The 13,816-nt window shown below is 65.9% G+C and carries 18 protein-coding genes; 8 read left to right on the forward strand and 10 right to left on the reverse strand.

Annotated elements, in window-relative coordinates; translation table 11 throughout:
• Nucleotides 1-59 precede the first annotated feature (59 nt).
• A complete protein-coding gene (locus tag ACETII_RS17585; protein ID WP_472786376.1) occupies nt 60-557 on the reverse strand; it encodes a hypothetical protein in 498 nt (165 codons plus the stop codon).
• Between the two features lie 113 nt (nt 558-670).
• On the opposite strand from ACETII_RS17585, the gene hemB reads away from it, so the two are divergent.
• Nucleotides 671-1,681 (forward strand): porphobilinogen synthase, encoded by a 1,011-nt coding sequence (hemB, locus tag ACETII_RS17590; RefSeq protein ID WP_363348110.1) that lies wholly within the window; start codon nt 671-673, stop codon nt 1,679-1,681.
• Between the two features lie 8 nt (nt 1,682-1,689).
• On the opposite strand, the gene ACETII_RS17595 is transcribed toward hemB, so the two are convergent.
• Nucleotides 1,690-2,274 (reverse strand): NAD(P)H-dependent oxidoreductase, encoded by a 585-nt coding sequence (locus ACETII_RS17595; RefSeq protein WP_472786377.1) that lies wholly within the window; start codon nt 2,272-2,274, stop codon nt 1,690-1,692.
• 191 nt (nt 2,275-2,465) lie between these two features.
• Here ACETII_RS17595 and ACETII_RS17600 point away from each other — a divergent pair, with 191 nt between their 5' ends.
• Both ACETII_RS17600 and pyk read left to right on the forward strand, forming a co-directional pair.
• Nucleotides 2,466-2,885, forward strand: a complete 420-nt coding sequence (locus ACETII_RS17600) for a DUF1036 domain-containing protein (protein WP_363348114.1) — start codon at nt 2,466-2,468, stop codon at nt 2,883-2,885.
• A gap of 50 nt (nt 2,886-2,935) precedes the next feature.
• The gene (pyk, locus tag ACETII_RS17605) at nt 2,936-4,384 is read left to right on the forward strand and encodes a pyruvate kinase (RefSeq protein WP_363348116.1); all 1,449 of its coding nucleotides are present in this window, start codon (nt 2,936-2,938) and stop codon (nt 4,382-4,384) included.
• 161 nt (nt 4,385-4,545) lie between these two features.
• Here pyk and ACETII_RS17610 read toward each other — a convergent pair whose 3' ends face one another.
• The 3 genes from ACETII_RS17610 to ACETII_RS17620 all read right to left on the reverse strand — a co-directional run bounded on the left by ACETII_RS17610 (nt 4,546) and on the right by ACETII_RS17620 (nt 6,237).
• Nucleotides 4,546-4,758 carry a cold-shock protein gene (locus tag ACETII_RS17610; RefSeq protein ID WP_363348118.1) on the reverse strand — a complete coding sequence of 71 codons (213 nt, stop codon included), beginning with the start codon at nt 4,756-4,758 and terminating at the stop codon, nt 4,546-4,548.
• Between the two features lie 176 nt (nt 4,759-4,934).
• Nucleotides 4,935-5,441 carry a GNAT family N-acetyltransferase gene (locus ACETII_RS17615; protein WP_472786378.1) on the reverse strand — a complete coding sequence of 169 codons (507 nt, stop codon included), beginning with the start codon at nt 5,439-5,441 and terminating at the stop codon, nt 4,935-4,937.
• A gap of 4 nt (nt 5,442-5,445) precedes the next feature.
• A complete protein-coding gene (locus ACETII_RS17620) occupies nt 5,446-6,237 on the reverse strand; it encodes an inositol monophosphatase family protein (RefSeq protein WP_472786379.1) in 792 nt (263 codons plus the stop codon).
• A 145-nt stretch (nt 6,238-6,382) separates the two neighbouring features.
• On the opposite strand from ACETII_RS17620, the gene ACETII_RS17625 reads away from it, so the two are divergent.
• The gene (locus ACETII_RS17625; protein WP_472786380.1) at nt 6,383-6,634 is read left to right on the forward strand and encodes a hypothetical protein; all 252 of its coding nucleotides are present in this window, start codon (nt 6,383-6,385) and stop codon (nt 6,632-6,634) included.
• A gap of 300 nt (nt 6,635-6,934) precedes the next feature.
• A complete protein-coding gene (rcdA, locus tag ACETII_RS17630; RefSeq protein ID WP_363348125.1) occupies nt 6,935-7,471 on the forward strand; it encodes a protease adaptor protein RcdA in 537 nt (178 codons plus the stop codon).
• A gap of 168 nt (nt 7,472-7,639) precedes the next feature.
• On the opposite strand, the gene rpmE is transcribed toward rcdA, so the two are convergent.
• Together rpmE and cpdR are read right to left on the reverse strand one after the other, a co-directional pair.
• Entirely contained in the window at nt 7,640-7,870 is a 231-nt protein-coding gene (gene rpmE / locus ACETII_RS17635) for a 50S ribosomal protein L31 (protein WP_363348127.1), read from the reverse strand.
• A gap of 145 nt (nt 7,871-8,015) precedes the next feature.
• Complete coding sequence (gene cpdR, locus ACETII_RS17640) at nt 8,016-8,378, reverse strand: cell cycle two-component system response regulator CpdR (protein ID WP_341108785.1); 363 nt, start codon at nt 8,376-8,378, stop codon at nt 8,016-8,018.
• 179 nt (nt 8,379-8,557) lie between these two features.
• On the opposite strand from cpdR, the gene ACETII_RS17645 reads away from it, so the two are divergent.
• Together ACETII_RS17645 and hisN are read left to right on the forward strand one after the other, a co-directional pair.
• Nucleotides 8,558-9,502 (forward strand): N-formylglutamate amidohydrolase, encoded by a 945-nt coding sequence (locus ACETII_RS17645; protein ID WP_472786381.1) that lies wholly within the window; start codon nt 8,558-8,560, stop codon nt 9,500-9,502.
• Nucleotides 9,503-9,530: 28 nt separating this feature from the next.
• Nucleotides 9,531-10,334, forward strand: a complete 804-nt coding sequence (gene hisN, locus ACETII_RS17650; RefSeq protein WP_363348129.1) for a histidinol-phosphatase — start codon at nt 9,531-9,533, stop codon at nt 10,332-10,334.
• A 44-nt stretch (nt 10,335-10,378) separates the two neighbouring features.
• Here the strand turns inward: hisN and ACETII_RS17655 are convergent, their stop codons facing one another.
• Entirely contained in the window at nt 10,379-11,320 is a 942-nt protein-coding gene (locus tag ACETII_RS17655) for an alpha/beta fold hydrolase (RefSeq protein WP_472786382.1), read from the reverse strand.
• Between the two features lie 82 nt (nt 11,321-11,402).
• Nucleotides 11,403-11,969 carry a TlpA family protein disulfide reductase gene (locus ACETII_RS17660; RefSeq protein WP_472786383.1) on the reverse strand — a complete coding sequence of 189 codons (567 nt, stop codon included), beginning with the start codon at nt 11,967-11,969 and terminating at the stop codon, nt 11,403-11,405.
• A 179-nt stretch (nt 11,970-12,148) separates the two neighbouring features.
• Here ACETII_RS17660 and ACETII_RS17665 point away from each other — a divergent pair, with 179 nt between their 5' ends.
• Nucleotides 12,149-12,613 (forward strand): Hsp20 family protein, encoded by a 465-nt coding sequence (locus tag ACETII_RS17665; protein WP_363348135.1) that lies wholly within the window; start codon nt 12,149-12,151, stop codon nt 12,611-12,613.
• A gap of 57 nt (nt 12,614-12,670) precedes the next feature.
• Here ACETII_RS17665 and ACETII_RS17670 read toward each other — a convergent pair whose 3' ends face one another.
• A complete protein-coding gene (locus ACETII_RS17670) occupies nt 12,671-13,585 on the reverse strand; it encodes a hypothetical protein (protein ID WP_472786384.1) in 915 nt (304 codons plus the stop codon).
• Nucleotides 13,586-13,816: the final 231 nt, after the last annotated feature.

Raw genomic sequence — 13,816 nt, forward strand, 5'->3', positions numbered from 1 at the left:
ACCGCCCGGGGAAGCGCTTACGTGGCGCGCCTCGGGCGAAATTGTTCGAGAGGGCTCTGCTACTGGGCCTGTTCCTCTTCGCCGCGGCTCTGGCGCGTGAGGCATTGCGTTGCGAATTCGCGCCAGGTCGGTAGACCGGCGGTCCCGCGGCGCTTCATCTGATCCCATTCTTCCGCACAGGCGCGCATGCGCTCCCGAGACGCGCGCGGCAACAGCGGCGGCGGCGTCGACGTGTCGATGGGCGGCAACGGCTGGAGCCTCGCGGGCGGCGGCGCCGGGAGCGCGGGCAATGAAGGCGATCCCGGCGCATTCTTCGCCGCGGGCGCTTTCGGCATGGGGCCGCTTTCCAACTTTTGTGGCTTTGGCGGCGCCGGCTGCGCGGGCTTCGCTGCTTTCGCCGTCGTCGGCTTGGGCGTGGTTTGCGCCGGGGCTGCGCGCGTCGCCGGCGCCGCATCCTGCTGCGCAAGGACCGGCCCGGCGAGCCCGATGCTACAAGCCGTGGCGAGCAAAGCTGCGGCGATCGTGGTGAGTGGAGAGCACAGGCCCGCGGCGACCATCTTTTCTTTCCTTCCGCGAGCGGAACGAACGCGCCATATGTATAACGGCGCCGCTTCCAGGAGTCGAAAGCCGGAAGGGCGCGTGATAAGCGTCCTTTCAAAAGGAGGCGACCATGACGGACAGGGAGACTTCACCGACGCGGCTCACGCTTATCCAGCGTCCGCGCCGCAATCGCAAGAGCGACTGGTCCCGCCGTCTCGTGCGCGAAAACACGCTCGACGTTTCGGATTTGATCTGGCCGGTGTTTTTGACGGAGGGAGACGGGCGGCGAGATCCTGTTGGCTCCATGCCCGGGGTTTTCCGCCTGTCGATTGATCTTGCGGTTCAATCGATCGTTGAAGCGGCGGCGCTCGGCGTCCCGGCCGTGGCGCTCTTTCCCAACACCGATCCGACATTGCGGGACGAGACGGCGAGCGTTGCGCTGGATCCGGAAAATCTCGTCTGCCGCGCCTGCCGCGCCATCAAGGCGGCGGCGCCCGAGATTGGCGTCATCACCGACGTCGCGCTCGATCCTTACACGAGCCACGGCCATGACGGGATTTTGCGGGGCGACGAAATCGTCAATGACGAGACGGTTGCGGTCTTGGCCCAGCAGGCGGTCACGCAGGCGCGCGCAGGCTCCGACATCATCGCGCCCTCCGACATGATGGACGGGCGCGTCGGCGCCATTCGCGCGGCGCTCGACGCGGCGGGCTTCCAGAACGTGCAGATCATGAGCTATGCGGCGAAATACGCTTCGGCGTTCTACGGGCCGTTCCGCGACGCCATCGGCACCAACAAGACGCTGCGCGGCGACAAGCGCGCCTATCAGATGGACCCGGCCAATACCGACGAGGCGCTTCGCGAAGTCGCGCTCGATCTGGAGCAGGGCGCCGACATGGTGATGGTGAAGCCCGGCATGCCCTATCTCGACATCATTCATCGCGTCGCCGAGACTTTCCATGCGCCGACCTTCGCCTATCAGGTCTCGGGCGAATATGCGATGATCATGGCCGCGGCGCGCAACGGCTGGCTCGACGAGGAGCGGGCGATGATGGAGAGCTTGCTCGCCTTCAAGCGCGCCGGCGCCGCGGGGGTTCTGACCTATTTCGCGCCGCGCGCGGCGGCGCTGCTGCGCGAATAGGGGAGGCGTCAGCGCGCCATGCGCCCCAACGCTTCCACGCGCCGAAGCCATTGTTCGCCCGTCGCGCGGTCCATGTCCTTGATCGATCCGATCAGCGTGTCGCGCACGGGCGAGACGCCGGCGTAATTGAGGACGTTGCGTTTGAGATTGCGCAGGCCGTGCGCGAAGAAGAAGAAGCGGTAGACGAGCGCCGGCATGCCCATCGTCACGATGACCCGCGCGGTTTTTCCCTTCAGAAGGCCTTCGGGCAGGCGCCCCTCTCGGTAGCGCAGCGCGAAACCCGGCCGGAATGTCTGCTCGACGAAGGCTTTGAACAGGGCCGGCGCGTCGCCGAGCCACAGCGGATAGACGATCACCCAATGATCGGCCCAGCGCAGCGTCTCCTGCGCCGACGCGATGGCGCGGGGCGGCGCGCCGCTCTCGAACTCGGCCTGGGTGCGGATCAGGGGGAAATCCAGCGCAGCGACGTCGATGAGGCGCGTCTCGTGACCGCCTTGCGCAGCGCCGCTCGCATAGGCCTCGGCGAGCGCCCGGCAGAAGCGCTCGGGCCTCTGGTCCGGGTGTCCCTGGATAATCGCGATCCGCCTGGCCATATGTGAGCCTCCCCTGCGCCTGACTCTCTCTAAACTGGAGCCAAAGGCCAAGCGGTTCAACGGCGCAGCGCTGTCGACCTGGACTTTTGCGCGGTCGGGGTGGACAAACACGGCCTCACGTGGTTTGCCTTCCGCAAAGCGGCGGCGCTTCTAGGCCGCCGCCGATGGTCCTTTCGGTTTCGCTCCTGCCAATGATTCGACGCCTTCTCCTTCCCGCCGTTCTGACGGGGCTGGCCCTGACGGCGCCGGCGCGCGCCGATTTCCGCCTGTGCAACAACACGAGCACGCGCGTGAGCGTCGCCATCGCCTATACGGATGGGAAAAGCTGGCTTTCGGAAGGGTGGTGGAACCTGCGGCCGACCGCCTGCGAGACGTTGCTGCGCGGACCGCTCGCCGCGCAATTTTACTATGTCTATGCGATGGACGAGCGCGGCGGCGAGTGGAAAGGCAAGGCTTTCATGTGCACGCGCGACCGGGAGTTTCGCATCGACGGACGCGACGACTGCTTCGCGCGCGGCTACGACAGGACCGGATTCTTCGAGATCGACACAGGGCGCGACGCCAAAAGCTGGACGGTGCAGCTCACGGACCCCAATGCGTCGGCGCAGTGACACGGACGCCGTGCTATAGCGGCTCCAGGCATAAGGATTTGGGAACGGAAATGAGAAGGCTCAGGCGCGTCAAGATTATCGCCACGCTGGGACCGGCGACAGTCGACAAGGCGATCATCGCCGGGCTCGTGCGCGCGGGCGCCGACGTGTTCCGCATCAACATGAGCCACACTGATCACGCGGGGCTCGCGGCTTATGTCCGTACGATCCGCGAGATCGAAACCGAGATGTCGCGCGCCATCGGCATTCTGGTCGATCTCCAGGGCCCGAAGCTGCGCATCGGCGCCTTCGAGGAAGGCTCGGTGCATCTGCGCAAGGGGGACGTCTTCGTCTTCGATTCCGATCCCAAGCCCGGCGACGTCACCCGCGTGCGGCTGCCGCATCCTGAAATTCTGGCGGCGCTCAAAGTCGGCGACACGATTCTGATCGACGACGGCCGCGTACGTCTGCATGTCGTCGAGACGACGCCCGAGCGCGCTCATGCAGTCGTCGACGTGGCGGGCCGCCTGTCGAACCGCAAGGGCGTGAGCCTGCCCGACACCGAGATCCCCATCACCTCCATGACCACCAAGGACCGCGCCGATCTCGAAGCGGCCCTCAAGGAGGGCGTCGACTGGGTCGCGATCTCCTTCGTGCAGCGCCCGGAGGACGTGATCGAGGTCAAGCAGATCACCAAGGGCCGCGCCCTAGTGATGGCGAAGATCGAAAAGCCGCAGGCCATCCACCGACTGGAAGAGGTGATCGAGGTCTCGGACGCGTTGATGGTCGCCCGCGGCGATCTCGGCGTCGAAGTGCCGCTCGAACGCGTGCCGGGCCTGCAGAAGCGGATCAACCGGTCGGCGCGCCGTCTCGGCAAACCGGTCGTGATCGCGACGCAGATGCTCGAATCGATGATTCTCTCGCCGCTGCCGACGCGCGCCGAAGTGTCCGACGTCGCAACCGCCGTCTTCGAGGGCGCGGACGCCGTGATGCTCTCTGCGGAGAGCGCCGCTGGCCAATATCCGCAGGACGCGGTCGCGACGATGAGCCGGATCGCGGAGGAGGTCGAGACCGACGCCTTCTTCCGATCGATCATCAACGCCCAGCGCGGCGAGCTTCCGGATCCGACCTCCGCCGACGCCATCGCGGTCGCGGCGCGAGACGTCGCGCAGACGCTGCACTGCAAGGCGATTTGCGCCTGGACGTCATCGGGCTCGACGGCGCTGCGCATCGCGCGCGAGCGTCCCCAGTCCCCCATTCTGGCTTTGACCCCGAAGCGCGACACGGCGCGCCGCCTCGCGCTCGTCTGGGGCGTTCACGCGCTGGAGACGCGCGACGCCGTCGACATTGAGGACATGGTGAAGCGCGCCTGCGAATATTCCAAGAGCGAAGGCTTCGGCGAGGATGGCGACCGCATCATCATCGTCGCGGGCATGCCCTTCGGCTCGCCGGGCGCGACCAATATGATTCGCATCGCCCATGTGGGCGAAGAGGCGAGGCAGGCGGGCGAGGGGTCGTAAAAGGGTCGGCGCGGTCCGGTTTCCCCAGGCGGCCGCGTCTTCGACCCGCGGCGAGGCGCCTCAAAAAGAAGCCCCTCATGCTGAGGCGCCTGCGGAGCAGGCGTCTCGAAGCACGAGGGGCGTCAATCCGTCAGAGAGGGCCGGCGGCCCCCTTTCTTCGATCAGTTCTTGATCTGGAGATTGTCGGCCGACGAACGGCCGCTGCGCTTGTCGACAACGATCTCGTAGCTGACCTTCTGGCCCTCGGCCAGATCGCGCAGGCCCGCGCGCTCGACGGCGCTGATGTGGACGAAAACGTCGTTTCCGCCGGCGTCAGGCTGAATAAAACCGAAGCCTTTTTGTGCATTGAACCATTTCACGGCGCCAGTCTGCATTGGCGTGTCCTTTCGAGACATGAACGGACGGCCGCAGGGTGCGGCGTCTTCTCATCGAATTTTGGAAGAATGTCAGGCGCCGACGTCTTGAGACGAGAGAGCAAGAACGTTCCGGCCGAAACCCGATTCCGCCAATATGGGGTTTTCCGCAAAGAAAGAAAGCGCCAACTTGGAAGTTATCGCTGACGCCACTCCATCATGATCGTTGCGCGGCCGGACAGCGTGTTGGCGCCCCGGCCGATTTGCATGAATCCGCCGCGCTCGTAGAAGCGAATGGCTCGAGAATTGTCGGCGTTGACGTCGAGCCGCACGACGCCGGGGGAAGCCGCGCGCGCCGCCGCCATCAGCCTGTCGCCATAGCCGGCGCCTTTGCAGGCGGGCGAGACGCATATCTGATCGAGCCAGCCCGTTTGCGGATGGATCACGACAAAACCCGCCAGCGCGGTCGCTTCATCCGGGAAAAGGCAGAGCGTGACCGCGCCCTCCGCTTCCAGCTTGGCGATCTGCCGGGTCAGCCAGCCGCGCCGCGCCTCGAAGTCGATGTCGGGATAGGTGGCGCGCCAAGCGGCGACCCAGAGGTCCAGCAATGCCGGCCAGTCGGCGTCGTCGCGCCGGCGCAGCAGGGGCTCGGCCGCCGCCCCGGGGGGCGCGGTTTCGGAGGCGGTCGTCACGGCGTCGGTCACGGCTTCACGCCTTCTTCATCACGTCGAGAAGCAGGCGGTGGATCGTCTCATTGCCGGCGCAGATTTCGCCCTTGGCCAGTATGTCGCCGCCCCCCGTGAGGTCGGAGACAAAGCCGCCGGCCTCGCGCACCAGCACGACGCCGGCCGCCACGTCCCAACTATTGATGCCGCGTTCCCAATAGCCGTCGAAGCGCCCGCAGGCGACCATGGCGAGGTCCATGGCGGCCGCGCCCATGCGGCGGATATTGCCGATCTTGGCCATTCCAGCGGCGAGCTCGCGCTTGAAGGATTCGTGATCTCGGAGCCGCGCCAGCGGCGGGATGCCACAGGCCACCATCGACTCGGCGAGGGAGCGACGCGCGGCGACGCGCATCCGGCGATTGTTGAAATAGGCGCCCTGGCCCTTTTCCGCGACGAACATCTCGTCGCTCGCGGGATTGTAGACGAGGCCGGCGACCAGCTGGCCCTCGCGCTCCACCGCGATGGAAACCGCGAACACCGGCACGCCGTGCAGGAAGTTCGAGGTGCCGTCGAGCGGGTCGATGTGCCAAGTATGGCTCTTGTCCGAACCCTCGACGACGCCGCTTTCCTCGAGCCGAAAGCCATAGCCCGGCCGCGCCTTGGACAACTCCTCGAAGAGGGTCTTTTCGGCGCGCTTATCGGCGGCGGTGACGAAATCGCCCGGGCCTTTGACCGAAACCTGCAGATTTTCGACCTCGCCGAAATCACGCTTCAGGCCGCGGCCCGCCTTTATGGCGGCGGCGGTCATGACATTCATCAACGCGGAACGAATCATCTCGGAAAGGCCTCGGGGAGAAGGGGGAGGGTTCAAATGCATCCCGACCGGCGGCGCGTCAAGCAGCGGCGCGGGGTTAGCGTGATTAACAGAAAATTAAGCATTTACCCCAAACCTTAACAATAATGGTTTCGGAGAGCCTTCCATGGCGCATATCGAGCTTGGTTATCGTGCGGCGGCGGTCAGGCCCGCCGCGCCTTTCAATCCCGCCCGCACGCGCGAAACCGCGCAAACCGTGCGTCCGGCGCGGCCTCGCCCGAAATTCTGCCGCATCAATCCAGGGCAGCTGGCCCGGACGGCCTTCCTCGTCGGCCTTTGCATCGGCGTGTCCCAGCTTCCCCGCGCCGAGAAGTCGCCCGCGAGCGGCGCGGTCGCCGCTTTGCAGGCGAGGGCCTAAAAGACGGCGCATCGAAACGCCGCCGCATGGACTTCTTAACAGTATTTTAACCAACTCGCGCCTAGCTTGACGTTGCCCAAAGCGTGGGCCCCGAGTGGCCTTTTCTCTTCCACTCGTCCTTGATGCCTCCCTGTCACGCCTTCAGAGCCGCATTTGCGGCTCTTTTTTTGTGTTCAAATCCAGCGTTGTGCAGTTAAGGTTAAAAGTCGGCTAATGAGGCGCGCCGGGGTCGGGTGCGCTAATGTTCCCCTTGTATCGAGTCCGCGGGCTTTTGAGCCCCGCAGCAAGCGTGAGCGTGGCATGGGTCGTGTGAGTGATAATCGGGGCGAGCAGAGCCAGCCCGTTTCCTTTGTCGAAAAGCTTGCGGGTTCGGAAGCTTTCGGCGCAATGTTCAAGGAGGGCATGGGGCTCGTCGAAGAGGCCGCCGCCTATCTCGACGGCGACGGCCGCGACGAGGCCAAGGCTCTGCCGCGCACCGAGGCTCTGGCCTATGCGGCGGAAAGCATGCGTCTCACCACGAGGTTGATGCAAGTCGCCTCCTGGCTGCTGCTTCAGCGCGCCGTCAATCAGGGCGAGCTGACGCGGACGCAGGCGGCCAGCGACCGCCATCGGGTCAAGCTCCAGCACCAGGAATTGGCCTCCGCGCCGGACATGTTCCAGCGCCTTCCGCAGCGCCTGCGCGAGCTCGCGCTGCACTCGCTGCGGCTTCAGGCGCGCATTATTCATCTCGACCAGCTGATCTACGCCGGACCCGAGGCGGCGACGGCGCAATCGGCGCCCACGGCCAGCCCCGTGCAGGAGCAATTGGCCAGGCTCCGGGACGCCTTCACGCAGTAGAGACCCCCGCTCATGACCGGGCTTTGCCTCCTTTCGAGGCGGCGACGCTCTCGGCGCGTCGCGCCGCGTCTCGCAGAACGAGGCCGCGTCACGAGCCTCCCAACAAAGCAAACGCCGAAGCGACAGGCGCTTCGGCGTTTTTGCATTTCTTGAAAGCTGCGCGGCTGCTTACTTCTTGCCGAAGCTCAGACCGCCGAAACGGGAGTTGAAGCGCGACAGACGGCCGCCGCGGTCGAGGAGCTGCGTCGAGCCGCCGGTCCACGCCGGATGGGTCTTGGGGTCGATGTCGAGGTTCATCGTGTCCCCTTCCTTGCCCCAGGTCGAGCGCGTCAGATACTCGGAGCCGTCGGTCATCACGACCTTGATCGTGTGATAGTCGGGATGGATATCCTTTTTCATTGCACGCGTCCTTCCTGCGATCTTTGAACGAGCGCGACCCCGTGACGCCTTTTTCAGCGCGGGGCGGCTGGTTGAATTAGCGATTTGGCTGCGCTCTTAGCGCAATGCGCCCCGTTCGGCAAGGCCGCGGCGGGGGCGGGCGCCCTCAGGCGGCGAGCATGCGCTGAACCTCGCTCACGAGGTCGCGCAAATGGAACGGCTTGGAGAGGATTTTGGCCTGACGCGGCGCCTGATTGTCGGGATTGAGCGCGACGGCGGCGAATCCGGTGATGAACATGACCTTGATGTCGGGGTCGAGCTCGGTGGCGCGGCGCGCCAATTCGATTCCGTCCATCTCGGGCATGACAATGTCTGTCAGCAACAGCTCGAAAGGCTCGACGCGCAGCTGATCATAGGCCGAGAGGCCGTTGTCGAAGGACGTGACGGAAAAGCCGGCCTGCTGAAGCGCCTTCACCAGGAAACGACGCATGTCGTTGTCGTCTTCCGCCAGCAGAATCTTCGCCGTCATCCGATCGTTCATCGCCATCCTCGCGTCTTTTTGCCCATAGAGCCGCAGCTTCGTAAATATCAGGTGAAACTTGGGTCGCACCAAGTTAACTTAGGCCATTACATAACGGATAATGCGCAAAGCTTGCAAAGGGGCGGGATCGGGCTCCCAGGCTCTGGAACGCAAGTCGGGACGATCGAATGACCGGGTCTGATTCACGACGCATGCAGGAACCCGAGGCCCCGCTCGAGAGCGAATTCGCCTCCCCCTTCGAGGTGCTCGAGCCCCGCGAACTCGCCTCGCCGCTGGTTTTTTCCTCGCCGCATTCGGGCCGGGTCTATCCTGCGGCGTTTCTCGCCGCCGCGCGCCTTGACGCCGCGGCGCTGCGTCGCTCCGAGGACGCCTATGTCGACGAGCTGTTCGCAGCGGCGACCGCGGTCGGCGCGCCCTTGCTGCGCGCCCATTTCCCGCGCGCCTATCTCGACCTCAATCGCGAGCCTTACGAGCTCGATCCCAAGCTTTTCGAGGGCGAGCTGCCGCCCTTCGCCAATGTGCGCTCGCTTCGCGTCGCCGCGGGACTGGGAACCATTCCGCGCGTCGTGGCGGATGCGCGGGAAATATACGCGCGCCGCCTGTCGGTCGACGAGGCGCTGCGCCGGATCGAATCGCTCTACAAGCCTTATCACGCGTCGCTGCGCGGGCTGATGGAGCGGGCGCAGGAGCGCTTCGGCGTGGCCGTTCTGGTCGATTGCCATTCCATGCCCTCGAGCAGCGCGCGCGAGCCGTCGCTCGCCGCCCGGGGCGACAAGCGCCGTCTCGATTTCGTCATCGGCGACCGCTACGGGGCGAGCGCCGCGCCGGGACTGGTCGAGGGGGTCGAGGAGCGGCTGCGCGCGCGCGGCCATCATGTCCAGCGCAACCGCCCCTATGCGGGCGGATTCATCACCGAGCATTTCGGCCGTCCGGCTGCGGGGTGGCACGCGATTCAGATCGAGGTTTCACGCGGCCTTTACATGGACGAGGCGACATTGGAGAGGGGTCCGCGCTTTGCGGCCATCGCCGCCGATCTCGCCGGGGTCGTCGCGGGCCTCGCGCAGGACTGTGACAAAATCTTTGGCGGCCCGCGCCGGATGGCCGCCGAATAATCAGCGGCTTTCCGGCGCTGGAGCAGGAATGACCGTCGTCGATTTCGAAAAATTCGTCGAGGAGCTGGCGGAAGTCTCGGGCGAGGCCATCATGCCCTTTTTCCGCACCGCCATCGCCGCCGACGATAAGGCGCATGGCGGCGCCTTCGATCCGGTGACGGAGGCCGACCGCGCCGCCGAGCTCGCCATGCGCCGACTGATCCAGCGCACCTTTCCGAGCCACGGCGTCATCGGCGAGGAATTCGCCTCGCGTGACGAGGCTGCGGAATATGTCTGGGTGCTCGACCCGATCGACGGCACGAAAAGCTTCATCTCCGGCTTCCCGACCTGGGGCACGCTGATCGGCCTCTCGCACCGGGGCCGACCCTGTTACGGGATGATGAATCAGCCCTTCACCCGCGAGCGTTTCCACGGCGACGGCGAGGCCGCCTTCTGGCGCGGGCCGTCGCGTCTCGGCAAGGGCGGCGAGGAACGCCGCAAGCTCGTCGTGCGGCCCTGTCCGACGCTGGGGCAGGCGACGTTGATGACGACGTCGCCGCTGCTGATCGAGCCCGAATTACGCGACAAGTTCCTTCGCGTCGAAGAGAAAGTGCGTCTGTCGCGCTATGGCGGCGACTGCTACGCCTATTGCGCGCTCGCCGCCGGCCATGTCGATCTCGTGATCGAGTCGGGGCTGAACGCTTATGACATCGTCGCCTTGATCCCGATCGTCGAAGGCGCCGGCGGCGTCGTCACCACATGGGACGGCGGCGACGCGGCGAAGGGCGGGGCCATCATCGCGGCGGGAGACCGGGCGCTCCATGAAGCGGCGGTGAGGTTGCTGGCCGGTTAGGGGGCGGGGCGCGGGGAGCTCACGGCGTCAGATTCGACCCCGCGTCAAACCCCGCTCCCCGGAATGAACGCGTCGAAAGCGCGCCAGAATTGCGCGCGGTATTCGTCGCGCTCCATCAGCAGTTCGTGCTTTGCGCCGGGGACGTTGATCAGCGCGTAATTATTCAGATTTTGCGCGAAGCGCTCGATCGCCCGGTTGGAGACGACTTCTTCGCGTCCAACCGCGAAGCTCAATATCGGCGCGCGAATGTGGCGTGCATATTCGGGCGCCTCGAACCGCTTCATCATTCGAAAGGCGGCGTTGACCCAGCCGATCGTGGGATCGCCGATGACGAGCCGAGGCGCGGCCTCGACGATGCGGGCGGTGCGGGCGAAACGGATGGGATCGGTCGTGAGCTTATTGCCCTCGAAGGGTCCCTCATAAAAGGAGCGGCCTTTTCCAAAGGGAATAAACCAGCCGCCGAGGCCCAACATGTCGAGCGTGTCGGCGAGCCAGCGCGCACCGCGGGGGAAGCGAAGATTGTGCAGGTCGATCATTGGCGCGGTGAGCGCGAGACGCTCGAAGGGCGGCCGGGTCGCATGCGCCATGTCGAGCATGATCGCCGCGCCCATGGAGTGGGCGAGCGCAAACCAGGGCTGCGGCCGCGGACTCAAAACCTCGGCGCAAAACACGTCGAGGTCGCGCTGATATTGCGAAAAATCGTCGATATGGCCCTTGCGCGGATCGTCGAGTTCGCGCTCCGAGCCCGCCTGTCCGCGCCAGTCCAGCGCGACGACGTCGAAGCCGCGCTGGCGCAGCGCCTCGATGGTCTCGAAATATTTCTCGATGAATTCATTGTGGCCCTGAAAGACCGCGACCGTCCCGCGCGGCTTCACGGGGCAGGGGAAGCTCGCCGCGCGCAGGCGCCGGCCGTCGGGTGTGCGCAGGTGATGGACGACGGCGCCCTCGGGGATCGGATTGTCTGGCGTCGCGACCAGTTCGCGCATGTTGTCTCCGTGGCGCTCGAGCCCGATTCTTCGCGCTAGGATAGTGCATTTTAATCCATGGGCCGAACTGGCGGGGCGCGCCTCAGCGTCTGCAGAAGGCGGCCAGCCGCTCGGGATCGGCAAAGTCCATCCTGCCGGCGACGATCGCCTCGACGGCGCCGCGACTATTGACCAGATAATGCATCGGCGTCACGACCCCGCCCTGAGTCGTCTCGCCGTAAAAGGCGCGCGCGGCGCGGGCCTTGGTCGGATCGCTCCGCGCCGCGTCGCCCACCCGGTAGAATTTCCACGGGAGGCCGTAGCTCCGGAACTTGGCGAGGTCCCTTGGATAATCGCTGGCGCGCGCCGAGACGAAGACGACGTTCCAGCGCTGCGGACAGGCCTTGGCGATGGCCTTGTAGCCCTGAATTTCAGCAAGGCAATTCGGGCACCAATGGGCCCAGAGCGAGACGAGCGTCGGCTTGCCGCTGGCCATCAAAGCCGACAGATCGAGCGGGGCGCCTCTTTCGTCGACGAGCTCCACCGCGCGGAGCGAGGCTTTCATCTCCTCTTCGCTCACCATGCGCGGGACCTGCATGCCGAGGATCTCGGCGCGGACCGCCGCCGGCGCGAGAGCCAGACACAGCAAGAGGATGAATATGCGCACCATATTGTTCTTCCTTGTCGTTTGGCCAAAGCGGCTGGTTGGGAGCGGGTCCTTGTCATCGCCCCCTTGAACTTCGCTCCCCCCGTTCCCAGATCGAAGCCAGCGCGGGCCGGAATGGACGCGCAAACAGGCGCGGCGCGTAACGCAGCGCGCCGCATGTCGCTTCATACGGAGGATATGTCATGCGTCACTTCGATCTTTCGCCTCTCTATCGTCAAACGGTCGGCTTCGATCGCCTCTTCAATCTTCTGGATCAGGCGAGCGGCGTCGACGGCGCCTCTTCCTATCCGCCCTACAACATTGAGCGGACTGGCGAAAACGCCTATCGGGTCACGCTTGCGGTCGCTGGCTTCTCGCGTGACGAGCTGACGATCGAGACCCGCGAAAACACCCTTTCGATCAAAGGCTCCAAGGAGCAGACCGCGCCCGCCGAGGGCCGCGAGATGCTGCACCAGGGCATCGCCGCCCGCGCCTTCGAGCGTCGCTTTCAGCTGGCGGACCATGTCGTCGTGACGGGCGCGAGCCTCGTCAACGGCTTGCTGCATGTCGACCTCGTGCGCGAAATCCCGGAGGCCCAGAAGCCCCGCCGCATCGAGATTGGCGGCGGCGTCGCGACCGCCAAGGTCGTGGAGTCCAAGGCCGCGTAATCTCTAAGAGAGCGCGAGGTCTTAGCGAGGCGCCCCTTTCGGGCGCCTCTTTTTTGTCTATTGCGCGCTCTTGGGCATGGCGACGCTCGCGGGCGTTTGTGCGCTTGCCGCCGGCGCCGTCGACGTCGACGGCGCCGAGGGCGTCACCGCAGTCGTTCCCTCCGCCTGCTTGGGCGGAACGATCGCCCGATGCGAGGAGCCGGTCGAGCGCGCCGCCACGGGGCGCGTCGGCGCGGCCTTCTGGGTCGTGGCCGGAGCGGCGGGCCTAGCCTCCGCTTTGGCCGCCTCGGCTGGTTTCTGCGGCGCTTCGTCCTGTGATTTTGTCGTCTGCCCGGGCGGCGGGGGCTGAATCTCAACGGGCTTCGCCACGTCTGCCGGCTTCGACGGCTCGGGGGGTTTCGCGGCCTCGAGAGGCTTTGCAGCCTCTAGCGGTTTAGCTGGCCCCGGCGTCGCCCGATTCGGGCTCGGCGCGACCGCCTCGCTGCGTCCCGGCGGAGCCTTTTCAACCAGAGGCTGTGGGGCGGCGCGCGCGGCGCGGCGCGGCGTCTCGACGGCGCGCCCCTCGCGGGCCGGCGGCGGCCGCGATCCGTCAGCGGGCCCCAGTCGCTCTTCGTCCCAGCGCCGGCCCTCCGCGGCTGGCCCCAACCGCGTGGCGCGAACGATCTCGCCCTCGTACGGATCGATGATGAAGCGCGCTTCGCCCGCGCGCCGGCTCACGCCCGTCGCGACGATCTGATCCCCCCGACGCCCGAGCGGGCCGACGAGTTCATAGCCCGCGCCTGCGAGAATGCGCGCGACGGCGCGACGCGACCCATAGCGCGGCAGATCGTCCTCGTCGGGCGGGAAGTCATAGCGCCAGCTGTGGAAGTAGGGCCTAAAGAAGAATTGCGCGGTCGCCGCGTCGGCGACGCCGACGGCGAGGAGAAGTCCGAGCGCGAGCGGCTTGCGCCATTTCGGCCAGGCAGAAGACATGTGTTTGTTCCATGAGACGCGTCGCCCCCGCGCGTCAGGCCATCTTCTCCCCGATTGCGGCGAGGGTTGGACGCTTAGGCCGCAAATGTGCGTTTGGAACCGCCTCGATATTGGGCGGTTGCTTGTCACCGGGGCATAAATCTGGCAACAATCTCGGGCGTCAATATGTCAGTGCTGCTGACCTTTTGACGCCGTTCGTCCTTCGCCTGCCGCCCGACTCCCTTTCCCGCC

The organism is Methylocystis sp. NC52PC (assembly GCF_055698645.1).